Genomic DNA, 25,700 nt, shown 5'->3' with positions numbered 1-25,700 from the left:
ATGATGATCAGGATGCACCGGGCCAACGGAGCCCAGCGGATGAGCGTCAGCGCGCTCTCCGTGCTTGTGTCACTTGTCGTCGTCGCGACGGCGAGCTTGAGTGGATGCAACTCGGTCTATTCAGAAGGTGCGACCGCCGGTGCCGGTATCGCCGGCGCCGCCATCGCTTCCAGCGTCACCAATAACGCAGCCGTTGCAACCGGCATCGGCCTTGGCGCAGTCGCCGCGGCACGCGCCGGCGTCCAGTACTCGCAGCGCGTCGTCCACCGCGATACGCAGGATCGCATCGCGCAGGCCGCCGGCCCCCTCGACGTCGGCGCCGTCTCCCCATGGAGTGTCACGCACTCGGTCCCGATCGAAGACGACGAGCACGGCCGCGTCACCGTCAGCCGCACGATCAGCACAGGCGCGCTCGACTGCAAGGAGATCGTCTTCTCCGTCGACAAAACCGCAACGCAGAACGTGCCGGCCAGCACGGCGTTCTACGTTGCTTCGATCTGCCGCGACGGCGCCGCCTGGAAATGGGCGTTGGCGGAACCGGCCACCGAACGCTGGGGCGCGCTGCAATGAGTGCGGCTGCCCGTGTACGGCTCGCGCTGGCCGCCGCCGTCTGCGTGAGCGCCAGCGTGTTGATGAGCGGGTGCTCGTCGACGTCGGTTGGTGCCGCGAGCGGCGCAGCGGCAGGCGTCGCAACCGGTCTCGTCACGGCGAACCCGGCTGTCGGCATCGGCGTCGGCATCGCGGTGCAGGCAGCGACCGACGAGGTGGTCAAGCGCTACATGCGCGACATGCATAGCGACCAGCAGGACCTGATCGCGGCGCTCGCGGGCGCAATGCCGGTCGGCGAGACGCGGCCGTGGAGCGTCAGGCACACAATGCCCATCGAGAACGGCCACGGCCAGGTTCGCGTGACGCGCGCGTTCACGTCGGCGCTCGCGATCTGCAAGGACTTCGTGTTCTCAGTGAAGGACGGCGACGATCCCGGCGCGCACGAAGCCTGGTACACCGGCAGCGCGTGTCAGCAGCAGAAGGGCTGGAAGTGGGCACTGGCCGAACCGGCCGTGGATCGCTGGGGCAATCTGCAATAGCGTCTTCTGGCGTTCGCGTGATGTTGACAGGCGCCGCGTCATGACAAAAGGCCGTGCAAACCAGATGCACGGCCTTTTGTCGTTTCGCTTCCCGCACGACCTTCCAGACAGCAATCAGGACTCGACGTCTTCCAGACTGAAGATTTCGGTCTGGTCGTTATACGAGAAGATCTCGCCATAACGGCCCCAGTTGATGACGGCGTCGAGCGTCTCTTCGGCGGCCTTGTCGGAGAGGAAATCTTCCAGTTCCTGTTCGAAGCGCACGCGCGGCGCGCGATGCCCCGGCCGTTCGTTCAGTACCTTCTTGATCCGCGCGGCGAGCGGCACATGCCGTAGCAGATGTTCGGCAAACATCATCTTCCGTTCCTGCGTGCCGAACTCCGAGAACACGCGCGCCGGCGGCGTCAGGAAAATATCGCCTTCGCGCACATCGGCGAAACCGAGATGCTGCAGCACTTCGGCGACCGGGAACAGATCGTCGACCTCCAGATGCAGCGAACGCGCGATTTCCGGCATGTCGGCGCGGCCGTGGTACGGCGCGGCGGCCAGCGTCTCGATCAGACCGGCCATCAGGTTGGTCGACACATGCGGCAGCCAGCTGCTGAGCTCCAGCCCCTTGCGGGTTTTTTCGTCGGTCTGGCGCGCCGTCATCTTGGCGTAGATCTCGTCGACCAGACGCCGGAACGCCGGGTCCAGCCGGTTACGCGGATGCTTGAACGGCACCTTGATCTCGGCGATCACGCGGCCCGGATTCGACGACAGCACGAGGATCCGGTCGCACATGAACACCGCTTCCTCGATGTTGTGCGTGACGATCAGCACCGACTTGATCGGCATGCGCCCCTGCGTCCACAGGTCGAGCAGGTCGGTACGCAGCGTTTCGGCGGTCAGGACGTCGAGCGCGGAGAACGGCTCGTCCATCAGCAGCAACGTCGGATCGACCACCAGCGCGCGCGCAAAGCCCACGCGCTGACGCATGCCGCCCGACAGCTCGCGCGGATACGCGTTCTCGAAACCGTCGAGACCGATCAGGTCGATCGCCGCCAGCGCGCGCTCGCGACGCTCGCGCGCCGGAACACCCTGCGCCTCGAGTCCCGCTTCCACGTTCTGCAGCACGGTCAGCCACGGGAACAGCGCGAAGGTCTGGAACACCATCGCGACGCCTTCCGCCGGGCCGTCGAGCGGCTTGCCCATATACGTGACTTCGCCGTCGGTCGGCTCGATCAGGCCAGCGATGATGCGTAGCAGCGTCGACTTGCCCGAGCCCGAGCGGCCCAGCAGCCCAACAATCTCGCCTTCACGCAGCGACAGGTTCGCATCGTCGAGGACGAGCAGCTCGCCCTGGGTCTTGTTAAAGCCACGGCACACGTCCTTGACGCGCAGGATCTCCTCGCCGAGACGGGGTGGCATCGGCGGCGTCTGGATCGGCGCGGCGGCTACGGCTTTCGGGTTTTGCATCGTGTTTCGCTCTCAATCGAGTCGAAGCTTTGCTTCGGCGTAGGCGTACATCGGACGCCACAACAGGCGGTTGAACAGGGTCACGAACAGCGACATGACGGCGATACCGAGAATGATCTTCGGATAATCGCCCGCTTCCGTATTCTGTGCGATGTAGGCGCCGAGGCCGTGCGCGACGACCTTGGTATTGCCCCACTGCACCGCCTCAGCGACGATGCTCGCATTCCACGCGCCACCCGACGCGGTGATCGCGCCCGTCACGTAGTAAGGAAAGATGCCCGGCAGCATCGCCTGACGCCACCATTGCCAGCCGCGAATGCGGAAGTTGGCGGCCGCCTCGCGATAGTCGTTCGGATACGACGTTGCGCCGGCAATCACGTTGAACAGGATATACCACTGCGTGCCGAGCACGATCAGCGGCGACAGCCAGATATCCGGGTTCAGGTGAAAGCCCACGATCACGATCACGAACACCGGAAACAGCAGGTTCGCCGGGAACGCAGCGAGAAACTGGGCCAGCGGCTGCATCTTTTCGGCAAGCTTCGGACGCAGCCCGATCAGCACGCCGACCGGCACCCACACCACGGAAGCAATCGCGATCAGCACAACCACGCGCAGCAGCGTGATGAGCCCGAGCACGAACGCGTGGCCGACCTCATCCATCGTCACGCCGGTGCGCACGTAGCTCACCACGCGATACACCACATACACGGTTGCGATCAGCACGATGACCGACCACACCATGTCGCCCAGCTTCGACGACTTCTCGCGCTGCGGAATCTGGAAGCGCACGCGGTCGAACGACGGCAGGCGCAGCGGCACGCGCGCCGCCTTCGCGAACAGCCAGCCGAGCGGTACGAGCAGCCGGTGAATCAGCCGCGTGCGGCGGATCAGATCGAGCAGCCATGACTCCGGTGCGTTGCCCGAACTGGTGGTTTCCATGCGGAACTTGTCGGCCCACGCGACGAGCGGCCGGAACAGGAACTGGTCGTACGCGAGGATCACGACGGTCATCGTCAGGATCACCCAGCCGATCGCGTGCAGATCCTTTTCGGAGATCGCCGCGGCCAGATACGCACCGATGCCCGGCAGCGTGATCGAATGATTACCGACTGTAATGGCTTCGGACGCGACGACGAAGAACCATCCGCCCGACATCGACATCATCATGTTCCAGATGAGGCCCGGCATCGAGAACGGCACTTCGAGCTTCCAGAAACGCTGCCAGGACGTCAGGTGAAAGCCGCGTGAGACTTCGTCCAGATCGCGCGGCACCGTGCGCAGCGACTGGTAGAAGCTGAACGTCATGTTCCACGCCTGGCTCGTGAAGATCGCGAAGATCGCCGCGAGTTCAGCGCCGAGCACGCGCGCCGGGAACAGCGCGAGAAAGAAGGTAACCGTAAACGAGATGTAGCCGAGCACCGGCACCGACTGCAGGATGTCGAGAATCGGCACCAGCACCTGTCCCGCGCGACGGCTCTTCGCGGCGAGCGTGCCGTACACCAGCGTGAAGACCAGCGACGCGACCATCGCCGCGAGCATGCGCAGCGTGGTGCGCATCGCGTATTCGGGCAGATTCGCCGGGTCGAGCGAGATCGCCTGCGTCTGCAGGGTGGAGATCGGCGCCATCGTCTCGTGGAAACCGATCGCCGCCATCGCGATGATGCAGATGATCAGCGGAAAGGCGACGAAGTCCCAGCGATTGGGCAGCACCCGCCATGCCGACGCATTGGCGGTGCGGTTCAGGTTGAAACCGAAGTCCATCAGACGCCCTCCCCGTGCAGTGGAGCCGGAGGGGCAGCCATCGCGTCGGCTGCGGCAGCAACGCGCGCCGGGCGGGCAGCAGGCGCCGCGCGCACGCTGCAACGGTCGAGGAATCGGTCCGGAAAGCGGAATTCAGGCATGGCTAGACGCTTATGCGCGGTAAATCGTTGGCGTTGGGGACGCGTTGACCGGTTGCAGGGCGAGCCGTGCGGCGAATCACGCCGACTTCCCGCTCCCGCCCGGCACCCGCCACCACTGGCGCCGCCCGAAGGCTGGCGAGCTTTCCTCGTTTTGGACGGCACGACACTACTACAACCTGTGTTTCAGGCACAACCTCGGGCACCACTTTTGCATCGAATGCGTGTCATTCGGGTCATCCGGCCGGCAGACGTTCCCCGAAGGCGTCGCGTGCGAGCCACATCCGGTAAACCCGTGTCCCCATTCAGAAAAAGCCCCGGTGAGCCGTTAAAGATCCTGATGAGTGGTCACGCGATGCAATATGCGCCTCTCCAGACGCCGCGCGACGGTTAAAATCACAGGGTGGCGAGCAGCGCCTGGATTTTCCGGCGACCTGCAACGCCCTGCTGTCCAGGTCCACAGGTACAACGCGGGTAAGAATCAGCGCCGGTGCGCTGCCACGCATGACCCTGTCGTATTTAACAGTCAGACGGATCGAACGGATCAAGCAGATCAACACGCCGATGAACAGGACAACCTTGCGCCAGGCAACCGGGCCGGTCAGTTTCTTGCTGATCGTGCTCGTGTGCTGGTTCGTCGCGGGCATGATCGCGGACCGGATGGTACAGCAAGAGCTGAACGCCGCGATGCGAGCGCAGGAGCAGATGTCGCTGTCGATCGTCGACAACATGGCGGAAGTGGTCGCAAGCGATCTCGCCATGTCGCGCGCGATCCCGGCCACGATGGCCGAACTGGGCGTCGTCCAGCACGCGCTGACGCAAACGCAGAATTATGCCGCGAACAGCGCCGGCGCGGAACCCGCTCATCAGGATGAACTGCTCCACATCCCCGAACTGGCGTCCGTCAGCAGCTTTCTGCACGACGCACAAGGTTTTTCAGGCCTCGACTCCATCTGGCTCGTGAACTCGAACGGGGTGTGCGTCGCGTCGAGCAACGCGCGCAACGAGCAGAGCTTCGTCGGCATCGATATGCGCACGCGCGGCTATCTGGCCAGCACGCTGCTCGGCGCGTTCGCCGAAGCGTACGGCGTCGGCAGGGCGAGCGGCGAGCCGGGCATCTTTATCTCGGCGCCGGTCTACGACGACGGCATACTGGTCGGCGCGGTCGTCGCCAAGGTCGGCATCGCCCGGTTGCGCCACTGGGTCGCGCACGCCGGCACCTTCGTCGCCGACGAAAACGGCGTCATCATCATGGCGCACAACAGCGCGCTCGAAGGCCGCGCGCTGCCCCGCTCGCGGGTCACGCAGATGCCCGTCGCCGAGCGGATGAACATCTATCGCCGCGACGCCTTCCCCGAAATCGAGATCCGCAAGGCCGGTCACGATGTGTCCAGGCAGGCGCCCTGGTTTCCCGAAGCGCAGGCGGCCAAGCTCGTCGAGATGCCGGAGCGCCACGATCCGTCGCTCTACCAGTCGCGCATCGGGCTGAACTCCGGGCTGTCGGCGCATCTGTTCGATCCGGTGACGGCGTATCCGGAACTCGTGCGCAATCACAAACGCGACCGTCTGCTCGTGTTTCTGACGCTGACCGGTCTGGCGGCGCTCGTGTGGGTGATCACTGTTTCCTATATGCGCGAGCGGCGTCACCATCGCGCGACCCGCGATCTCGCCGAGCAGTTGCAGTCGGCCAATACGCTGCTGTCGGCCGAGGCACGCCACGACGCGCTGACCGGCGCCCTCTCGCGACGCTATTTCCTCGATCTGCTGCGGCGGGAGATCGACGGCGCGCGCGCCGCGCGCGAACCGATGTGCGTCGCGATCGCCGATCTCGACCATTTCAAGCAGATCAACGACCGCTTCGGCCACGCGGCCGGCGACCGCGCGCTCGAGCATTTCGTCGATACCTGCCGCGCCGAACTGCGCGGCGGCGATTCGATCGGCCGGCTTGGCGGCGAGGAGTTCGGCATTTTGCTGCCGGCCACGTCGCTGCCGGCGGGCCTCGAAGTCGTCGAGCGGCTGCGCAAGCGGCTGAAGGCCGCACCTTCGACGAAGCTGCCTTCGTCGGCGGCACTGAGCGTCAGCATCGGCATTACCGAACTCTCGCCGGAAGACCTGCCCGAACGCATCATGAGCCGCGCCGACCTCGCGCTCTACGCGGCGAAGTCTGGCGGCCGCGACCGTAGCGAAGCCGTCCCGCCGGACGACACCGCGCCGCCCGCGCGCGCCGCCGCGTCGGTCTGGTGACCGGCTCCGTTCGTACGGCCACGTCGACCGGAACGAGCGCCGGATTCCCCCGAAAGAAGCAGGTATCATCAACTTTCATACGAAGGTTGTTGCCACCGTCTACCGGGAGAGTCGCATGAAGGGAAATCTGGTCATCGTCTGTCGCGATCAGGATGCTGTCGCGTTCGACCATTTGCTGGCCGAATATGGCTCGTTCCAGACACGGCTATCGTCGACGGCCTGGTATCTGAAGCTCGAAGTTGCGCCGGAAGTGATTCAGGAGGAAATTCTCGCGCGCCTCGGCAAGTACACGACCCACTATATCTTCGAGGCGGAAACGGTCACCTGGAATACGGTCGACAGCGACGCCGCCACCGCCCTCAATACGCTTTTCACTGAATAAATGAGCGGGGCCGAAGGCGGACGCGCCCGGCCGGCTGGCCGCTGGCGCGTCCTGTTATACAGGTGATCTGATCCGGGGCACCGCGCCGGCCTACCTTCCCCAGGCGCTTTCCGTCGTAGTCGCTTCGCCACGCGGCAGGACGTCGAAGGCGAAGCTCATCAGGACACGCAAACCACGTCCTTCGTGGTTGCCGATTTCCCACTCCCCGCCCGCACGCCTGACCAGCCGCTCGACGATCGCGAGACCCAGGCCGCTATGGCCATTGCCGCCGCGCGCCGGATCGAGCCGCACGAACGGCCGGCTCGCGTTGATCAGATCGTGCGCGGCAATGCCGTTGCCGTTGTCGTAGACCGACAGCGTGAAGCCCGTGGCAGTGCGCGCCGTTTCGACGACGATCGGCGGCGCGCCATACGCGTGCGCATTGTCGAGCAGATTGGACAGGATGCGATCGAGCGTCGCGGCCGGCAGACGGAATCCCTGACCGGCGTTCAGCATCGTCAGCACGGCAGGCGCACCGGCCGCAACCGCGCGGTAGCTGCGCACCACGCGCTCACATTGCGTATCGACCACGACGGCTTCGCTGCGGTCGGCGCCGTCGTGGGCGAAGACCAGGAACTGGTCGACGATATGCGCCATCGAATCGACGTCGCGCACCACGCCGTCGCGCACCTTGGCCTCTTCCATCATCTCGGCGCGCAGGCGCAGCCGCGCGAGCGGCGTCTTCAGATCGTGCGCGACGCCTGCCAGCATCACGGCGCGGTCGTTTTCCGTGCTCGCGACCTCCTGAACCATCTGGTTGAAGCCGTGCGTAAGTTGCCGCAGTTCACGCGGGCCACGTTCGGGCACGGGCGGCACCGGCTGCCCGCGGCCGAATCGCGCGACGGCCTGCGCGAGCGAGCGCAGCGGCTGCTGCAACTGCCACGCGGCGAAGAGCGCGGCCATCACACCAGCTGAAAAGATAATGACGAGCCACCAGACCGTCCGGTCGAGCGGACGCGGCGGCCTGAGCGGCTGCACCGGGACGACGATCCAGCTATGGTCGGCGGCCGTGCGCACCCACAGCGAGGGCGGCTTGCCGGGCATACCGATGCGCACCTGCGTGCCGGCGGGCATCCGGTCCCGAACATCGTCCACAAAACGCTGCAGCCCGGCCGGCAGATCTGTGGCGATGGCGGGCACGTCCGGACTCGCCGGATCGACCAGACGTACGCGCGAAGGCAGCGGCTGATCCGGCGAACGCGCGACGTGCTGGCGCACCGCATCGACAAGGAAGGTGGCTTCTTCGACCGCGTAGCGCGCCTGTAGCTGGCTGCGATCGAGACGCATCAACGCATACCACGCGAAATGCGAGATCAGCAGCACACTGACGACCAGCAGCGCCAGTCGTCCGAACAGCGAATCAGCTGGCCGACGCATGTTGCTCGCCGTCAGGCACGAACACGTAGCCGCGACCGCGCACCGTCTGGATGAAACGCGGCGTGGACGGATCGGTTTCGAGAATGCGACGCAGGCGCCACACCTGCACGTCGATGCCGCGGTCGGTACCGTCGTATTCCGGACCGTGCAGCAGTTCGAGCAGGCGTTCACGCGTGAGCGTACGCATCGGGTGGTTCACGAAGATCTTCAGGAGCGCGAATTCGCTGCCCGACAGCGTCAGCGGCCGGCTGTCCTGGCTCAGCGTACGTGACTGGAAGTCGAGCGTGAATCGCCCGAACGCGAACGGCTCGCGCTGCTCGGGCGCGGCCGCCGACGGCAGCGTGCGACGACGGCGCAGCACCGCCTGCACGCGGGCGAGCAGTTCGCGCGGGTTGAACGGCTTGCCGAGGTAGTCGTCCGCGCCGAGTTCAAGGCCGACAATGCGATCGACGTCATCCGCGCGCGCGGTCAGCATGATGACCGGGATGTCGTCGCCGGAGGCGCGGAGCTTTCGCAGCGCTGTCAGGCCGTCGACACCCGGCATCATCAGGTCGAGCACGATCAGGTCCGGCCGCTCGCGTTCAAGCCGGCGTTCGAGAGAACCGGCGTCATGCAGCACCGAGACTTCGATGCCCTGCCGGGCCAGATAGTCGCGCAGAAGATCGCGCAGTTCGACGTCGTCATCGACGACCAGAATTTGAGTAGCCATGGGACGAAGTTTAACGCGCGCGAACCCCCGTTTTCGACACAAACCTCCCGCAAAGGGTTACTGGGTGTTACCGCGAAAGGCGCACGTAATGTCGTGTAATGGCCGCGGTCATGCGTGTAACACGCGGCGCTCCGGCCACCCCTACGCTGTGTCTAACCGAATGCGGGCCTTCTCACTCTCTCGAGATCACGCGCCTGCCCGTCGGCCTGGATCAATACAAAGGAGTCGCTCCATGTCTACAAAAACTTCACGCTTTCTCGCCGTTGCCGCTTCATCTCTCGCGCTGAGTCTCGGCATCGCCTACGCTGCGCAGCCAGCTGCGCCTATGGGTGGTCCCGGCGGCCCCGGTGGTCCTGGCGGCTGGCACGGTCACTTCATGAAGGAGCTGAGCCAGTTGCACGGCCAGCTGAACCTGAACGCGGATCAGGAGAAGCAATGGCAAACCGCGCTCGACACGATGAAGCAGACGCACGAAGCCGAACGCGCGAATCATGACCAGATGAAGCAGCAGTTCAAGTCGATGCAACAGCAACCGATTCTCGACCTGAACGCGATGTACGCCGCCCATCAGAAGATCGAGCAGCAGGACGCACAACTGCGCGGGCAGAGCGCGAACGCGTGGCTCGCGTTCTACAACGGCCTGAACGATCAGCAGAAGACGACCGTCAGCACAGCGCTCAAGCAGCGCTTCGCAAAGATGGAAGAACGCCACGAGAAGATGCACGAGCGTTGGGAACAGCATCGCGGCGCGGCGCCGGATGCGGCTTCGGCGGTCAAGCCATAAGTGCTTCGTGCTTATGGATGACCGGGCGCGCTTCGTGATCGCCAGAACCCGCGAAGCCGTCCTGATCCTGCGGGTGTCACGCGCCGCCTGCAGGACGCACGAAAAAACGCCACGGGGTTGTTGATTCCGTGGCGTCTCTTTTGTGGCTCGCGTTGCGGACCCGCACCCCCAGCCTGCAAGGCCGGGCCAGGCTGACGTGAGGTCAGCCCAGATCAAACAGCAACACTTCTGCCTGGGTGCCCTCTTCGAGCGTCACCGTGTCGACGTCGGACAGCATCGCCGCATCGCCGGCCAGCAGCGCTTCGCCGTTGACCGTCACGCCGCCGCGCGCGACCTGCACATAGACACGCCGTCCGGCTGGCACCGCATGGTCGGCGCGCTCGGCGCCGTCAAAGAGGCCGGCGTGGATCGATGCATCCGAATGAATCGTCACCGAACCATCGCGCCCATCCGGCGAGGCGACCACGCGCAGGCGGCCACGTTTGTCGGCGTCGTCGAAGTGCTTCTCTTCGTAGCCGGGCTGGTCGCCGCGACGGGCCGGCAGCACCCAGATCTGCAGCAGATGCAGCGAGTCTTCCTTCGACGCGTTGAATTCGCTGTGCATCACGCCCGTGCCGGCGCTCATCCGTTGCACGTCGCCGGGACCGATCGTCGAGCCGTTGCCCATGCTGTCCTTGTGCGCGAGCGCGCCTTCGAGCACGTACGTAACGATCTCCATGTCGCGATGGCTGTGCGCACCGAATCCTTCGCCTGGCCCGATCACGTCTTCGTTGATGACGCGCAGTGGCCCGAACTGCATATGGTCCGGATCGTAGTAATCGGCAAACGAAAAGCTGTGATACGAGTCGAGCCAGCCGTGGTTGGCGTGACCGCGTTCGTCGGAGCGGCGAATCTGCAGCATGTCGATCTCCCGTCAGTATTGAGCGATGCGCAGAATGTATGGGCATGCGGCACAAAGCACAATCCGCACGGGCGCACAGTATCGTTTCACCGGTGACGGCAATCGCGCGCGCCCACGGCAGGCTGCACGCCAGGGGTATGCCCGACCGTGGATAAAGCTTCGGTGGCGCACACCGGCTGTTCGGGTAAAATACCGCGCTTTTCGGTCGGACGGACTTGTGCCGCACGCCCTTGCGCCGCCCGCGGTAGTCCAGCGAGCGGATCAATGTGGCGCCTGCGCGGCAATTTTGTCCGCCTAGAATAGCGACGGCGAGCCAGACATGGCGACCGCTGGCCGGATATCCGGCCATCGATTGCCGCCGCGCCCCGGCGGAAACTTGCGAAGGGAGACCGGGCCGGTACCTAATGGGCCGGACGGGGGTTCTGGTTATACAGTCGGAAAAAGCGCTGCTCCGCCGGCGACGACATGGCAGGTAGCCCGCAGAAGGCGGGACGCCTGGCGTGTTTCGCGGCCCCGGATCCGGGGCACGGCGAGGCAGTCACGAATCGCACAGCGGCCCGCTGTGCGTCGGGCGTCCTGCCGGATCGACGGATCCACCGGCTAGAGGGCGCACGACGCACGCAGATCGCGTCTTTTGCGGCGTCGAGACGCGTCGTCAAGGACTTCATATGTTTCTTCAAGGCTACGGCCCGATCATCCTTGCCGGCACCTGGCAGACCGTCAAACTGGCGGTGTTGTCACTGGCATTCGCATTTCTCCTCGGGCTGCTGGGCGCGGGGGCGAAACTGTCGAAGAACCGCGTGTCGCACGGCGTCGGCACGCTGTATACAACCCTGATACGCGGCGTCCCCGATCTCGTGCTGATGCTGCTGCTCTTCTACAGCATCCAGATCTGGCTGAACGACCTGACCGACCTGATCGGCTGGCAGCAGATCGACATCGACCCGTTCGTCGCCGGCGTCATCGTGCTGGGCTTCATCTACGGCGCGTATTTCACCGAGACCTTCCGTGGCGCGTTCCTCTCGGTGCCGCGTGGCCAGCTCGAAGCGGGCTCCGCGTACGGCATGAGCGGGTGGCAGGTGTTCTCGCGGATCATGTTCCCGCAGATGATGCGCTTCGCGCTCCCCGGCATCGGCAATAACTGGCAGGTGATGGTCAAGGCCACTGCGCTGGTGTCGATCATCGGGCTCGCCGACGTCGTCAAGGCTTCGCAGGACGCCGGCAAGGGCACGCTGCGGTTCTTCTTCTTCACGCTGCTGGCCGGCGCGATCTACCTCGTCATCACCACCGTCTCGAACTTTGTGCTGATGTACCTCGAAAAACGTTACTCGACCGGTGTGCGAAAGGCGGACCTATGATCGGGCTGATCCAGGAATACTGGCGCAACTATCTCTTCACCGACGGCTACCGCTTCACTGGCCTCGCCATCACGATGTGGCTGCTGGTCGTGTCGATCGGGCTCGGCTTCTGTCTGTCGATCCCGCTCGCGGTCGCGCGCGTGTCGAAGAAGAAATGGCTGTCGCGCTCAGTGTGGCTGTATACATATATATTCCGCGGCACGCCGCTCTACGTGCAGTTGCTGCTTTGCTACACGGGCCTCTACAGCCTCGAAGTCATCCACACGCACGCGCTCACCGACGCGTTCTTCCGCAACGGCATGAACTGCACGCTGCTCGCGTTCACGCTGAACACCTGTGCATACACCACCGAAATCTTCGCGGGCGCGATCAAGGCGACGCCCTATGGCGAGATTGAAGCGGCTCGCGCGTACGGCATGTCGCAGTTCACGCTGTATCGCCGGGTGATCCTGCCTTCGGCGCTGCGCCGCGCGTTGCCGTACTACAGCAACGAAGTGATCCTGATGCTGCACGCCACCACCGTCGCCTTCACCGCGACCGTGCCGGACATCCTCAAGATCGCGCGTGACGTGAATTCCGCCACCTATCAGTCGTTCGGAGCGTTTGGCATTGCCGCCCTGCTCTACCTCGTCGTTTCTTTCACGCTCGTGTGGCTGTTCCGCCGCGCCGAGCACCGCTGGCTCGCCTATCTGCGGCCGCAGGGCAAGTAAGCCTGACAAGGACACAGATGAAATCCAGCAAACAGAAACTATTCGTCGACGAACTCCACAAGCAGTACGGCGACAACGAAGTCCTTAAAGGCGTCTCGCTGAAAGCGAATGCCGGCGATGTGATCAGCGTCATCGGCTCGTCCGGCTCGGGCAAGAGCACGATGCTTCGCTGCATCAACTTCCTCGAACAGCCGAACTCGGGCCGCATCTTTGTCGACGGCGAGGAAGTGCGCACGGCGAAGGACAACCGCAACGGCGCGCTGCGCGTGGCCGATCACAAGCAGTTGCAGCGCGTTCGCACCAAACTCTCGATGGTGTTCCAGCACTTCAACCTGTGGACGCACATGTCGGTGCTGGAGAATGTGACCGAGGCGCCTGTCAACGTGCTCGGCCTGCCGCGCCGCGAAGCCGAGGAGCGCGCCCGTCAGTACCTCGAAAAGGTCGGCCTCGCGCCGCGCGTGGAGAAACAGTATCCGTCGCATCTGTCGGGCGGCCAGCAGCAGCGCGTGGCGATCGCCCGCGCGCTGGCGATGCATCCCGACGTGATGCTGTTCGACGAGCCGACTTCGGCGCTCGACCCGGAGCTTGTCGGCGAAGTGCTGAAGGTGATGCAGACGCTCGCCGAGGAAGGCCGCACGATGATCGTCGTCACGCACGAGATGGCGTTCGCGCGCAACGTGTCGAACCACGTGATGTTCCTGCATCAGGGGCGCGTCGAAGAGGAAGGTCATCCGGACGAAGTCTTCAGGAACACGAAGAGCGACCGCCTCAAGCAGTTCCTGTCGGGCAGCCTCAAATAGAAACTACAGATTTGTAGTTTATGTAGTTTTACAAGGCGCTTTCAGCGCCTTGTTTTATTTCGGTCACCTGCACGTTGAATGTGCATTTCATCCCAGCATGTGCGCAAAAACACGGTCGAAGCGCTTTACTCCTCACGATTTCCGCCGTCAATAGTGACAATCCTTGACTGAGTGCCCGCCGAACCGTGATTCCCTTGTCGGACAAGGGTTTAAGCGCTTTTTTACGCATCTGTCGAAGAGCAGCGCGCACATTCGTATTGCAATTTGGCGACACCTGTTTGGGACACGTCGATTTTCTTCGCCAGGTAGGGGTATTTTTGCTAAATTAGTAACCAAAGTAGCAAAACAAAGTTCGATAAAAGTAGTTTCACTTCATACGACGCACAGGAGATACCGGTCGACGAGGGATCGGGCGTGACGTAAAGATGGCCGCAACGAGGCCGCGCGTCATCAACATACGACCCCGGCCGCAAAGCTCTCTGGTACGAGATTTCTGTTCGGCGCTTCTGGCGTCCGGACACCATTCGCAGTACTGGGTTTACTTTTTGACAGGGTATGGAGGAGAAGATGAAGAAAGCTTTGCTCGCGGCATCGCTGCTGACGTTCGGCGTGGCAGCACACGCACAGAGCAGCGTAACGCTGTATGGGCGCCTGGATGCCGGCCTTGAGTACATGTCCGGTGTTCCGACCAACCCGAGCGCTACGGGTGCAGCAACCAGCAGCTCGCACCGCTTCCGCGCGGAAAGCGGCGACTGGGGCACCAGCCTGTGGGGCATGAAGGGTGTTGAGGACATTGGTGGCGGCAACAAGGTGCTGTTCCAGCTGGAAGGCTCCTTCAACACCATGACGGGCGCAGGCCCGGGCGGTGGCGGTCTCTTCAATCGCTGGGCAACGGTCGGTATGTCGAACGATCAGTTCGGTACGCTGCTGTTGGGTCGCGAGCTCTTCATCTCGAATGGCGTGTGGGACTTCGATCCGTTCGGTCAATCGAACTGGTCGTCGGCGTCGCTGGTGCGTGGTCGTAACTGGCCGCAATCGAGCAACAACATTTCGTACCAGTCGCCGAAGTTCGCAGGCTTTGACTTCTACGGTCAGTACGCACTGTCGAATGCGACGAACTGGAACGGCAACGGCACGACCGCGCAAGGTCGTGAAGCTGGCGCGCAGATCACCTACACGAATGCCCTGTTCCAGGTTCGCGGCCTGTACGACGAAATCCGCAACCCGGCAAATGGTTCGCTGTACGGCGTGCAAACGGGAGCGATCAACAACGCCAACGTTGGCGGCGGCGTATTCTCGGCATCGCGCGAATACTCGGCTCTTGTGAACGTGTTCCTCGGTCAGTTCAAGGTCCAGGCTGCTTACCAGGCGATCCGCTCGTCGGGTGCTACGGGCGTTCTGCCGGGCCAGCCGACGACGCTCAATCACGAATGGGGCGGTGTGACGTGGCAAGCAACGCCGGCAGCTGCACTGATCGCAGCGGTGTACCACGTCAATGGCAACAATGGCGCGGGCAACGCAACGATCTACACGGTTGGCGGTTCGTACAACCTGTCGAAGCGCACGCTGCTCGACCTGCAGGTTGCAACGACGCAGAACAGCAAGTCGGCTAACTACGGCCTGAATGCCAACAACCCGGGTACGTCGGTGGGTACTGACAACCCGCTGCCGGGCCACAGCCAGACCGGTGTGTACGCAGGTATTCAACACTCGTTCTAATCAAACGGTGTAGTCAGAACAGTTAAAGAGAAGTTTTCACGCTGCTGCGAGAGGCGCGTATCGGTGCGGTACCCGAAAGGGTATCGCACCGTTTTTTATTTCTGGCATACCCATACAAAAGCACCAGCGTGGTGCAACGCCGGCGCCTGATCCCGGCTTTCCCCTACATCACACTGCGGCTTCGTTTTCCTCGCCGGTGCGGATGCGGATCACCCGCTCGACTTCCGCGACAAAAATCTTGCCGTCGCCGATCTTGCCCGTGCGTGCCGCACCGATGATCGCGTCGATGACCTGATCGCATTGATCGTTCGCCACCACCACTTCGATCTTCACCTTCGGCAGGAAATCGACGACGTATTCCGCGCCGCGATACAGCTCGGTGTGGCCCTTCTGGCGTCCGAAGCCTTTGACTTCCGTGACGGTCAGCCCGGTCAGCCCGACTTCGGCCAGCGCTTCGCGCACTTCGTCGAGCTTGAACGGTTTAATGACTGCAGTGATGCGTTTCATGGCGGGCCTCATCCAGGTCGAGAGATTGAACAGATTGAAAACGGAACGAATGCTTTTGATTCTACGCCGCGCCAGACACGTTGCGAGTAGTCCGTCGCAGCAGATGCGATCTCATTCGACGGGTTCCGTGTAACGCGACGTGATCGGATAACGCCAGTCGCGGCCAAACGCGCGATGCGTGACGCGGATGCCGATCGGCGCCTGACGCCGTTTGTACTCGTTGATCTTGATGAGACGCGTGACACGTTTGACGTCTTCGACCGCGTACCCGGCGGCGATGATTTCCGCGAGCGAGCGGTCCTCTTCCATGTACATGCGCATGATCGCGTCGAGCACGTCGTATTCAGGCAGGCTGTCCTGGTCGGTCTGGTTCTCGCGCAGTTCCGCCGACGGCGCGCGCGTGAGAATCCGCTCCGGGATGATGTCCTGCTTCGCGAACGTGGTCGCCGCATTCCGGTAGTGGCACAGACGATAGACGAGCGTCTTCGCGATGTCCTTGATGACGGCGAAGCCGCCGGCCATATCGCCGTACAACGTGCAATAACCGACAGCCATCTCGCTCTTGTTGCCGGTCGTCAGCACGATCGAGCCGAACTTGTTCGACAAGGCCATCAGCAGCGTGCCGCGAATACGGGCCTGGATGTTTTCCTCGGTGGCGTCTTCGGCGCGGCCGGCAAACTCATCCGCGAGCGAGGTGCGGAACGCATCGAACATCGGCGCAATCGCGATTTCGTCGTAGCGCACGCCGACGCGGCGCGCCATCTCGGCAGCGTCGGTCGTGGAGATATCGGCGGTATAGCGCGACGGCATCATCACCGCGCGCACGCGGTCGGCGCCGAGCGCATCGCATGCAACGGCCAGCACCAGCGCCGAATCCACGCCGCCTGACAGGCCAATCAGCGCGCCGGGAAAGCCGTTCTTGTTGATGTAGTCGCGCACGCCCATCACGAGCGCCGCGTAGACCTGCGCTTCGATCGACAGCTCGGGCGCGATCGCGGAAGGCACGGGCGTGGCGCCATCGAATTCGACGATCGCGTGCCCTTCCTCGAACTGCGCCATCTTCGCGACTACTTCGCCCTTTGCGTCGAGCACGAACGAGCCGCCGTCGAACACGAGTTCGTCCTGCGCGCCGACCATGTTCACGTAGACCATCGGCAGACCCGTCTCGCGGATCCGCGAGCGCAGGATATCGACGCGCACCGCTTCCTTGTTCAGGTGATACGGCGAGCCGTTCGGGATCAGCAGCACCTGCGCGCCCGCCGCTTTCGCGATCTGCGCCGCCGACGCATGCCACACGTCCTCGCAGATCACGACGCCGTAGGTCACGCCATCGAGATCGAACACGAACGGCTGCGGATCCGTGGCGAAATAGCGCTTCTCGTCGAACACTTCGGTGTTCGGCAGATCCTGCTTGCGATACGTGCCGACAATCTCGCCATCGACGATCAGCGACGCCGCGTTGAACGTATCGACGGGCGGCACGCCGCGCTCGATCGGCGCGTTTGCATTACCATGGCCGTTCGCCGGGTCGCGATGCGGATGCCCGACGATCACGCGCAGGCCCTTGAAAGGCTTCAGTTGCGCGGCGAGATCGGCCAGCGCCGCGGCGCTCGCGGTGTAGAACGCGGGACGCAGCAACAGGTCTTCGGGTGGATAGCCGGAGAGCGCAAGTTCCGGCGCGACCAGCAGCTTCGCACCATCGTTGTGCGCAGCGCGGGCCGCGTTGACGATCTTCGCGACGTTGCCGGCGAAGTCGCCGACGGTGACATTGAGTTGGGCTAGAGCGATTCGGGTCTTCATGGCAGAACGTGGGAGGCGGGCCAGCAGCCTGGCGGCGAAGGCAGCAACAGTGGTTCGTTGCAACAGACGAACCGACGGACGAAACGAAACCCGGTGCAATCACGGACGACGCAGCGCACATCGTGCAGCCAGACGTCGAACAGAGTGGAACGGTCATACAGATTGAATCAGGAACGCTTTAATTATCGCACGGGCATTCTGGCGTCGCCGCTCGAGGTGGACGCCGTCGAATGGAACGCGCTCCTCGCACGGCAGTCGCAACCGACGCCGTTTCTGCGCCACGAATTCTTGAGCGCGCTGCACGCGACGCGTTGCGCCGTGCCCGACACCGGCTGGGCGACGCAGTTCGTCACGCTCACCGATGAACGCACGGGTCGTCTCGAAGCCGCCGCACCGGTGTATCTCAAGGGACATTCATACGGCGAGTATGTGTTCGACTGGGCCTGGGCGGATGCGTACAAGCGCAACGGCGTGCCCTACTATCCGAAGCTGCTGTGCGCGGTGCCGTTCACGCCGGTGCAGGGCAACCGGCTGCTCGCCAGCAGCGAACACGCGCTGCGCCACCTCGCCGCGACGATGATGGCGTTTGCCGAACAGGCGGACGTGTCGTCGCTGCACGTGCTCTTCCCGACCGAAACCGAAGCCGAAGCGCTGACCGATCTCGGCATGATGCAGCGCGAAGGCGTGCAGTTTCACTGGCTCAACGACGGCTATCAGACCTTCGACGACTTCCTGTCGACGCTCGAACAGAAGAAGCGCAAGAACATCCGCGCCGAGCGACGCAAGGTGCATGACGCGGGCGTCACGTTCCGCCGCATCCGCGGTGAGGATGCCACGGATGCCGACTGGCGTTTCTTCAGCAAATGCTATCGGCAGACGTACCGGGAGCACTTTTCGACGCCGTATCTGAACCTCGACTTCTTCCGGATGATTGGCGAAACGATGCCTGAAAATCTGCTGCTCGTGATCGCGGAATTCGAAGGCAAGCCGATCGCGAGTTCGCTGGTGGTCTATCAGCGCGACGAAAAAACCGGCGGCACGCTGTATGGACGCTACTGGGGTGCGCTCGAACACGTGCCGTGCCTGCACTTCGAAACGGCGTACTACCAGCCGCTCGAATTCTGCATCGAGGAGAAACTCGGTGCTTTCGAAGGCGGCGCGCAGGGTGAGCACAAGATGGCACGCGGCTTCCTGCCGACTGTTACGCGTTCAGCGCACTGGCTCGCGCATCCGGCGTTCTCGGATGCCGTCGCACAATTTCTCGCGGGCGAAACGGGCAACATCCACGCGTATGTCGACGAACTGCGCGAACACAGTCCATTCAAGGGCTGATTCACTGACGCTGACGGCTTTTCGTCGGGTTACGGCTACGGGTTTCTATGGGAAACTCGTGGCCATCCCTCTTTCCCAGGACGTGTTGTTTCCTGCCCCGTATGCCGTGGTTTCTCTACCTGATTGAATGCGAAGACGGCAGTGTCTACACCGGCATTGCGGTCGATGTGCAGGCGCGCTTTGACAAACACGTCAGCGGCACCGGCGCGCGCTATACACGCTCGCGCAAACCGCGACAGCTGCTCGCTTCGTTTGAACTCGCCGACCGGTCGAGCGCTTCGCGCGCCGAGTACTGGGTCAAGCGCCTGACGGCCGTTGAAAAACGCGCGCTGGCTGCCGGCGCGCGCACGCTTGAATCGGTGTTGCCCGTGGTCGATGCGGTCGATGTGGTCGAGCCAGAGGCCGAGCCTTCGGAAGCCGGCGGGGCGTCTGGAAAAGCATAAGAAATCGCGCGCCGCCCGATGCGTCGACAAAGCAGTCAGACGCATCAGGTCAAGCGATACCTTAAAGCGACTCATCCGACAGCGAGGCGCGAGGTCTCACTGGGCGACGAACAGCATCCCATGCGGGTCCTGCAGCGCCGACGCAACACCGATACCGGCGACCACCGGCGTCAGATGTCCGGTCTTGACGTCCAGCTGCATCACCTGACCCTGGCCCGCACTGTAGGCATCGCCCTGCTTGAAGGGCGCATCGACCCGATAGGTCGTGTTGTTTGCATCCGTGAAGAGCATGAACGTTGTGCCAGTCGGGCCCGGCGCCGGTACGAAACGCGTATCGTCCACCGGATAGGTCGGACCGTCCTTGTCGTTATACAACGTCAGCGCGAGCATCCTGACGGTCTGGCTCGGACCCGGGTTGGTGATGAATATCAGCTTGCCATCCGACTGGCTGTCCAGCACGAGATTGCCGGAAGGATCGATGGCCTCCGAATCAGGGTCGGCCAGCGCGAACGTCACCGGCTGATTGAAAGTCGGGTTTGGCGAACCCCCTACCGACGGCGTGATGTCTATCTTCTGTGCGCTGCCGTCCAGCACCGTCGCGACGTCGAACGTCGTACCGTTGGGGTTCAACGTAAGGGCGACGACAGAGGGACCCGTGCCTGGCGTGGTGGGTGCCGAGGCACTGACGTATACAACGCCATTCAGCAACTGCATGTCGTCATAACCGCCGCCATGCGCTGTCGGGTTGACGGTTGCCTGATAGGTCTTTTGCGTACCGGAGGCGAGGTCGATGATCGTCAGCTCCGGATTGCCGTCTTCGTTCGCCATGGCCCACAGAGTATTGGTGTCGCTGCGCGCAAGCAGGCCGTCCACGTGTCCCGGGGCCGTGAACGTCTTGAGTGCATTGCCCTTCAGATCGTACTGCACGATCTGATTGGTGATGCCGGGCACGGAGCCGTCTTTAACCTCGCCGGCATTCTGATAACCGATGAATACGGTTGAGCCCATCTGCACGATCGAGTCGGGCTTGCTGGTTGCAGACGGTGCCTTCGCGAACACCGAAAGAGTGTAGCCCGTTGCCGTTGCCGTGTTGGGAACAGGCGCGGCCGCAGGCGCGGCGGCGTTGTTGTTGTCGCTTCCGCCACAGGCAGAAAGCGTAATCACGGCCGAAATCACCAGAGCCACGGTGTTCAATTTCATTTGAAAGGTGTCCTGATTGAATCAATCTCTAGGGTGAGAAAAAGTTGGTTTCCGGCATCGCGCTTCAAAATGATAGATGACGGCGGTTTCACTTTAACCGGCCCAAATGTCAATCGAGTGACACCTCAAGGCGAATCCGGTTCTGATGCGGGGGATTGAATTTTTGCGGATGACGCTCGCGGGATGTATCACCTGTCACCCTCTCCCGCCGCGTCGTTCGATGGATGCTACAGCGCAGTACTTAAGGCATTCTTAACGGGCTGGACTTGTGCGGATCCGGGTGCCGCAGCATAAAAAAAAAAACGCGCGGCCCCGAAGGGCTCGCGCGGTTTTCTCTTCTACGGCAGCTTCGACGAATTACTTCTTGAAGTTCGCGATGCCGTCGGCGATTTCCTTGTGCGCGGCATCGATGCCCGCCCAGCCATCCACCTTCACCCACTTGCCCTTCTCCAGCGCCTTGTACTGCTCGAAGAAGTGCTTGATCTGGTCTTTCAGATACGCGGGCACGTCGTCGACCGACTTCAGGTCTGCCGTCATCGGGCAGATCTTGTCGTGCGGCACGGCGATCAGCTTCGCGTCGACGCCCGATTCGTCCGTCATCTGCAGCATGCCGAGCGCGCGCGCGCGCACCACCGAGCCGGCCAGCAGCGGGAACGGCGTGATCACGAGCACGTCGACCGGGTCGCCGTCGCCGGAGAGCGTCTGCGGAATGAAGCCGTAGTTAGCCGGATAGCGCATGCCCGTGCCGATGAAACGGTCGACGACGAGCAGGCCCAGATCCTTGTCGGCCTCGTACTTCACCGGATCGCTTTGCGCCGGGATTTCGATGATGACGTTGAAATCTTGCGGGAGATCTTTGCCTGCGGGCACGTGATTAAAGCTCATGAGCGTTCTCTGGTCAGGATGAAATTCGGAGCACGGCTGCGGCGCGGCGCCTTGACAGGCGCACGCGGCCACGCGGCCGGACGGTGCGGAATGCGCCATTATAGCCAATCGGCCGATGGCGGCCGGCACGGGATCGGCGCGATAATCGTTCTACGCCTTGTGGATCGGGCATCACGCGCGGCACGGCGCGGGCCGCCGCGCCGGCGTTCCCGGGCGGCGTCACGCGCGATTCCGGTTCGGGCCCGCGCGGGTGGGCATCTTCAGTTCTCAACCAGGAGCATGCATGGAAGAAGCGAAACACTTCATCGGCAGCGAATGGAGCAGTTCCACGGGCAACGAGACGATCGACGTCATCGATCCATCGGACGGCCAGCCCTTCACGCGCCTCGCGCGCGGCACGGCAGCAGACATCGAACGCGCGGTACGGGCCGCCCGCCGTGCTTACGAAGGCGCATGGGGCGCGGCGAGCGCGGCCGAGCGCGGCCGCGTGCTGTACCGGCTGTCGATGCTGGTCACCGCGTGTCACGAAGAACTCGCGAAGCTCGAGGCGCAGGACACCGGCAAGCCGCTCAGGCAGGCCCGCGCGGATGCATCGGCACTGGCGCGCTACTTCGAGTTCTACGCCGGCGCCGCCGATAAGCTTCACGGCGAAACGCTGCCCTACCAGCCGGGCTACACGGTCTTCACGATTCGCGAACCACACGGCGTCACGGGCCATATCGTGCCGTGGAACTACCCCATGCAGATCTTCGGCCGCAGCGTCGGCGCGGCGCTTGCCGCAGGCAACGCGTGCGTCGTGAAGCCAGCCGAGGATGCGTGCCTGACGGTATTGCGCGTCGCCGAACTGGCCGCCGAAGCGGGCCTGCCGGCCGGCACGCTGAACGTCGTCACGGGTTATGGGCACGAAGCGGGTGCGGCGCTCGCGCGTCATCCCGGCATCGATCACATCTCGTTCACGGGCTCCCCGGAGACGGGCAAGCTCGTCACACAGATGGCGGCCGAAAACCACGTGCCGGTCACGCTGGAACTCGGCGGCAAGTCGCCGCAGATCGTGTTTGCCGACGCTGACCTCGAAGCCGCGTTACCGGTGCTCGTGTCGGCCATCGTCCAGAACGCCGGGCAGACGTGTTCGGCAGGCAGCCGCGTGCTCATCGACCGCACGATTTACGAACCGTTGCTCGAGCGGCTTGGCGCGGCGTTTCGCGCGTTGCGCGTCGGGCCGTCCACCGCGGATCTCGATTGCGGCCCACTGATCAGCGCAAAACAGCAGCAACGCGTGTGGGATTTCCTTTCCGATGCGCAGCACGATGGCGTGGCCATGGCCGCGCATGGCGAGGTGATCGTCGATGCGCCCGAGACCGGCTTCTATCAGGCGCCGACGCTCCTGCGCGATGTGCCGCCCACGCATCGCCTCGCGCGCGAAGAAGTGTTCGGCCCCGTGCTCGCCGCGATGCCCTTCAGCGACGAAGACGAAGCGGTTGCGCTCGCGAACGGCACGCCATACGGGCTCGTCGCCGGTATCTGGACGCGCGACGGCGGGCGACAACTGCGCCTTGCGCGGCGGGTGCGTTCGGGCCAGGTATTCATCAACAACTATGGCGCGGGCGGTGGCGTCGAACTGCCGTTCGGCGGCGTTCGCCATTCCGGCCATGGCCGGGAGAAGGGCTTCGAGGCGCTCTACGGATTCACCGTGCTGAAAACGGTTGCGATCCGGCACGGCTAGCTGTTCCGTTCGAAGGTATTGCGTTCTGGCGTCGGCGAAAACACAAAGGAGACATCATGCGGTTGACAGGCAAGACAGCCATCGTCACAGGTGGCGGCTCGGGTTTCGGTGAAGGCATCGCGAAAACGTACGCGCGCGAGGGCGCGAACGTCGTCGTCAACGATCTGAACGGTCCGGCGGCCGAACGCGTCGCGAGCGAAATTGCGCTCGCGGGCGGCAAGGCGATTGCGGTCGCGGGCGACGTCACACGCAGTGAAGACTGGACTACGCTGCGCGAAGCCGCACTCGAAGACTTCGGCAGCGTGCAGATCGTCGTCAACAATGCTGGCACGACCCATCGCAACAAACCGGTGCTCGACGTGACCGAGGCCGAGTTCGATCGCGTCTATGCGGTCAACGTCAAAAGCCTCTACTGGAGCGTGCAGCAGTTTGTGCCGTACTTCCGCGCACAGGGCGGCGGCGTGTTCGTCAACATCGCGTCGACGGCGGGCGTGCGGCCGCGGCCGGGGCTCGTCTGGTACAACGGCAGCAAGGGCGCGGTGATCATCGCGAGCAAGTCGCTCGCGGCCGAACTCGGGCCGGACCGCATCCGCGTGAACTGCGTGGCCCCGGTGATGGGCGAAACCGCCCTGCTCTCCGAATTCATGGGCGTCGAAGACACGCCGGAGAATCGCAAGCGCTTTCTTGCCGGTATCCCGCTCGGTCGCTTCTCGACGCCGCAGGACGTCGCCAACGCGTGTCTGTACCTCGCTTCGGACGAAGCGGAGTTCGTCACCGGTGTGTGTCTCGAAGTCGACGGCGGGCGCTGCGTCTAGTGTCCACTGCGGCGCGCGCTGCAGCGACCGGTCTGCGCCGGGTTGCAGCAGCGGCCGCCGGAGTGCGGCGGGGTTCACGCCGCGGCGCCTCGGTGTTTTCCCCGACTTCGGCGGTCCGGATTTCGTTTGAACCACGTATAGAATGCGCGAAACGCGGCACTTCTATCTACGTAGAACGAACGAGGAGACACCATGGCCAGTCCCGCGAATCCGCTGCACGCCCCCGGCGCCGGCGCGCCGCCTTCCACCTTCGAAGAGGCGACGTACCGCAAGGTGGCCTGGCGGCTCACGCCGCTTCTGATGCTCTGCTACGTCGTCGCGTATCTCGATCGCGTCAACGTCGGCTTTGCAAAGCTGCAGATGACCGCCGATCTCAACCTGAGCGACGCGGTCTACGGTTTCGGCGCGGGTATCTTCTTCGTCGGCTACTTTATCTTCGAGATTCCCAGCAACCTCATCCTGCACAAGGTCGGCGCACGCGTGTGGATCGCGCGGATCATGGCGACGTGGGGCATCGTCTCGATGCTGACGATGTTCGTCACCACGCCGACGATGTTCTACGCGATGCGCTTTTTGCTCGGCCTCGCCGAAGCGGGTTTCTTCCCCGGCATCATTCTCTATCTCACGTACTGGTATCCGGCGCACCGGCGCGGTCGCATGACGACATGGTTCATGACGGCCATCGCGCTCTCCGGTGTGATCGGCGGCCCCGTGTCGGGCTACATCCTGAAGAACTTCAACGGCCTGAACGGCTGGCACGGCTGGCAGTGGCTGTTTCTGCTCGAAGGGATTCCGTCGGTGCTCGTCGGCGTATGGGTGTTCCTGAAACTGGACGACCGCATCAGCAAGGCGACGTGGCTGACGCCGGAAGAGCAGCAACTGCTCGAACGCAATGTCGCCGCCGAAGAAGCGGTCAAGCACGACATGCCGGTCGCCAGGGTGCTGTCGAACCCGCGCGTGTGGCTGATGAGCCTGATCTATTTCTCGTTCGTGATGGGCCTGTACGGCGTGAGCTTCTGGCTGCCGACGATCATCAAGGCAACCGGTGTCACCGACGCGTTCTCGATCGGCCTGCTTTCGGCGATTCCGTTCGCGGCCGCCGTGGTCGCGATGGTGCTGATCGCGAAAAGCGCCGACCGCATGCGCGAGCGTCGCTGGCACATCGCCGTGCCGGCGTTCGCGGGCGCATTGGGGTTGGTGCTCTCGGTGGTGTGGGCGCACAACACCCTGCTCGCGATGACCGGCCTCACCCTGGCGACGATGGGCATTCTGACGACACTGCCGCTCTTCTGGAGCCTGCCGACGGCAATTCTCGCCGGGACCGGCGCCGCGGCCGGTATTGCGATGATCAATTCGCTGGGTAATCTCGCAGGCTTTCTGAGCCCATATGCGGTGGGCTGGCTCAAGCAGGCGACCGCTGCCAACGACTCCGGCATGTACCTGCTGGCCGCATGCATGATTCTCGGCGGCCTGCTCGCGATCAGTGTGCCGGCAAAGCTGGTGAACCGGTAGCAGTGCGCTCTGG

The 25,700-nt window shown here is 63.5% G+C and carries 23 protein-coding genes; 14 read left to right on the top strand and 9 right to left on the bottom strand.

All coding sequences use genetic code 11. From position 1 onward, the window contains the following. The first annotated feature begins 39 nt into the window (after positions 1-39). Both P3T16_RS21185 and P3T16_RS21180 read left to right on the top strand, forming a co-directional pair. Complete coding sequence (locus P3T16_RS21185; RefSeq protein ID WP_429343723.1) at positions 40-570, top strand: hypothetical protein; 531 nt, start codon at positions 40-42, stop codon at positions 568-570. Further along, complete coding sequence (locus tag P3T16_RS21180) at positions 567-1,088, top strand: hypothetical protein (RefSeq protein WP_429343722.1); 522 nt, start codon at positions 567-569, stop codon at positions 1,086-1,088. Before P3T16_RS21185 ends, P3T16_RS21180 begins: the two co-directional genes overlap by 4 nt. Before the next feature lie 114 nt (positions 1,089-1,202). Here P3T16_RS21180 and P3T16_RS21175 read toward each other — a convergent pair whose 3' ends face one another. Both P3T16_RS21175 and P3T16_RS21170 read right to left on the bottom strand, forming a co-directional pair. After that, entirely contained in the window at positions 1,203-2,546 is a 1,344-nt protein-coding gene (locus P3T16_RS21175) for an AAA-associated domain-containing protein (protein ID WP_429257867.1), read from the bottom strand. A 12-nt stretch (positions 2,547-2,558) separates the two neighbouring features. Then, positions 2,559-4,310 (bottom strand): ABC transporter permease, encoded by a 1,752-nt coding sequence (locus P3T16_RS21170; protein WP_429343721.1) that lies wholly within the window; start codon positions 4,308-4,310, stop codon positions 2,559-2,561. 701 nt (positions 4,311-5,011) lie between these two features. Between P3T16_RS21170 and P3T16_RS21165 the strand changes: the two genes are divergently transcribed. Next, positions 5,012-6,691, top strand: a complete 1,680-nt coding sequence (locus tag P3T16_RS21165; protein WP_429343768.1) for a sensor domain-containing diguanylate cyclase — start codon at positions 5,012-5,014, stop codon at positions 6,689-6,691. Positions 6,692-6,806: 115 nt separating this feature from the next. Then, a complete protein-coding gene (locus P3T16_RS21160; RefSeq protein ID WP_429257865.1) occupies positions 6,807-7,073 on the top strand; it encodes a hypothetical protein in 267 nt (88 codons plus the stop codon). Between the two features lie 90 nt (positions 7,074-7,163). Here P3T16_RS21160 and P3T16_RS21155 read toward each other — a convergent pair whose 3' ends face one another. Beyond that, positions 7,164-8,489, bottom strand: a complete 1,326-nt coding sequence (locus tag P3T16_RS21155; protein WP_429343720.1) for an ATP-binding protein — start codon at positions 8,487-8,489, stop codon at positions 7,164-7,166. Then, the gene (locus tag P3T16_RS21150) at positions 8,473-9,198 is read right to left on the bottom strand and encodes a response regulator (RefSeq protein WP_429257863.1); all 726 of its coding nucleotides are present in this window, start codon (positions 9,196-9,198) and stop codon (positions 8,473-8,475) included. The genes P3T16_RS21155 and P3T16_RS21150 overlap by 17 nt, the downstream gene beginning before the upstream one ends. 232 nt (positions 9,199-9,430) lie before the next feature. Between P3T16_RS21150 and P3T16_RS21145 the strand changes: the two genes are divergently transcribed. Further along, on the top strand, positions 9,431-9,982 hold the full coding sequence (locus P3T16_RS21145; RefSeq protein WP_429257862.1) for a periplasmic heavy metal sensor: 552 nt from the start codon (positions 9,431-9,433) through the stop codon (positions 9,980-9,982). Positions 9,983-10,184: 202 nt separating this feature from the next. Here the strand turns inward: P3T16_RS21145 and P3T16_RS21140 are convergent, their stop codons facing one another. Then, complete coding sequence (locus P3T16_RS21140; protein ID WP_429343719.1) at positions 10,185-10,883, bottom strand: pirin family protein; 699 nt, start codon at positions 10,881-10,883, stop codon at positions 10,185-10,187. A 668-nt stretch (positions 10,884-11,551) separates the two neighbouring features. Here P3T16_RS21140 and P3T16_RS21135 point away from each other — a divergent pair. From P3T16_RS21135 to P3T16_RS21120, 4 genes are all read left to right on the top strand, one after another. Next, positions 11,552-12,241: an ABC transporter permease gene (locus P3T16_RS21135; RefSeq protein ID WP_429257859.1), complete on the top strand. Its 690-nt coding sequence runs from the start codon at positions 11,552-11,554 to the stop codon at positions 12,239-12,241. After that, positions 12,238-12,951, top strand: a complete 714-nt coding sequence (locus P3T16_RS21130) for an ABC transporter permease (RefSeq protein WP_429343718.1) — start codon at positions 12,238-12,240, stop codon at positions 12,949-12,951. Before P3T16_RS21135 ends, P3T16_RS21130 begins: the two co-directional genes overlap by 4 nt. Before the next feature lie 17 nt (positions 12,952-12,968). Continuing rightward, positions 12,969-13,751 (top strand): ABC transporter ATP-binding protein, encoded by a 783-nt coding sequence (locus tag P3T16_RS21125; protein ID WP_429343717.1) that lies wholly within the window; start codon positions 12,969-12,971, stop codon positions 13,749-13,751. A gap of 567 nt (positions 13,752-14,318) precedes the next feature. Next, positions 14,319-15,470 carry a porin gene (locus P3T16_RS21120; protein WP_429343716.1) on the top strand — a complete coding sequence of 384 codons (1,152 nt, stop codon included), beginning with the start codon at positions 14,319-14,321 and terminating at the stop codon, positions 15,468-15,470. Between the two features lie 168 nt (positions 15,471-15,638). Here P3T16_RS21120 and glnK read toward each other — a convergent pair whose 3' ends face one another. Together glnK and P3T16_RS21110 are read right to left on the bottom strand one after the other, a co-directional pair. Then, positions 15,639-15,977 (bottom strand): P-II family nitrogen regulator, encoded by a 339-nt coding sequence (glnK, locus tag P3T16_RS21115; protein WP_074265470.1) that lies wholly within the window; start codon positions 15,975-15,977, stop codon positions 15,639-15,641. 111 nt (positions 15,978-16,088) lie between these two features. Then, positions 16,089-17,777 carry an NAD+ synthase gene (locus P3T16_RS21110; RefSeq protein WP_429343715.1) on the bottom strand — a complete coding sequence of 563 codons (1,689 nt, stop codon included), beginning with the start codon at positions 17,775-17,777 and terminating at the stop codon, positions 16,089-16,091. Between the two features lie 162 nt (positions 17,778-17,939). Between P3T16_RS21110 and P3T16_RS21105 the strand changes: the two genes are divergently transcribed. Both P3T16_RS21105 and P3T16_RS21100 read left to right on the top strand, forming a co-directional pair. Continuing rightward, positions 17,940-19,109 carry a GNAT family N-acetyltransferase gene (locus P3T16_RS21105; RefSeq protein ID WP_429343714.1) on the top strand — a complete coding sequence of 390 codons (1,170 nt, stop codon included), beginning with the start codon at positions 17,940-17,942 and terminating at the stop codon, positions 19,107-19,109. A gap of 101 nt (positions 19,110-19,210) precedes the next feature. After that, on the top strand, positions 19,211-19,552 hold the full coding sequence (locus P3T16_RS21100; RefSeq protein WP_429257853.1) for a GIY-YIG nuclease family protein: 342 nt from the start codon (positions 19,211-19,213) through the stop codon (positions 19,550-19,552). Positions 19,553-19,648: 96 nt separating this feature from the next. Here the strand turns inward: P3T16_RS21100 and P3T16_RS21095 are convergent, their stop codons facing one another. Together P3T16_RS21095 and ppa are read right to left on the bottom strand one after the other, a co-directional pair. After that, positions 19,649-20,752 (bottom strand): hypothetical protein, encoded by a 1,104-nt coding sequence (locus P3T16_RS21095; protein WP_429343713.1) that lies wholly within the window; start codon positions 20,750-20,752, stop codon positions 19,649-19,651. Between the two features lie 357 nt (positions 20,753-21,109). Then, entirely contained in the window at positions 21,110-21,637 is a 528-nt protein-coding gene (gene ppa, locus P3T16_RS21090; protein ID WP_429257851.1) for an inorganic diphosphatase, read from the bottom strand. A 283-nt stretch (positions 21,638-21,920) separates the two neighbouring features. Between ppa and P3T16_RS21085 the strand changes: the two genes are divergently transcribed. The 3 genes from P3T16_RS21085 (at position 21,921) to P3T16_RS21075 (ending at position 25,687) form a co-directional block, all read left to right on the top strand. Further along, entirely contained in the window at positions 21,921-23,360 is a 1,440-nt protein-coding gene (locus P3T16_RS21085) for an aldehyde dehydrogenase family protein (protein ID WP_429343712.1), read from the top strand. 56 nt (positions 23,361-23,416) lie between these two features. Then, positions 23,417-24,175 carry an SDR family oxidoreductase gene (locus P3T16_RS21080; protein ID WP_429343711.1) on the top strand — a complete coding sequence of 253 codons (759 nt, stop codon included), beginning with the start codon at positions 23,417-23,419 and terminating at the stop codon, positions 24,173-24,175. 192 nt (positions 24,176-24,367) lie between these two features. After that, positions 24,368-25,687 (top strand): MFS transporter, encoded by a 1,320-nt coding sequence (locus P3T16_RS21075; protein WP_429343710.1) that lies wholly within the window; start codon positions 24,368-24,370, stop codon positions 25,685-25,687. Positions 25,688-25,700: the final 13 nt, after the last annotated feature.

The organism is Paraburkholderia sp. GAS42 (assembly GCF_050436565.1).
Classification (GTDB): domain Bacteria; phylum Pseudomonadota; class Gammaproteobacteria; order Burkholderiales; family Burkholderiaceae; genus Paraburkholderia.
This window is presented reverse-complemented; position numbering and strand designations above follow the sequence as displayed.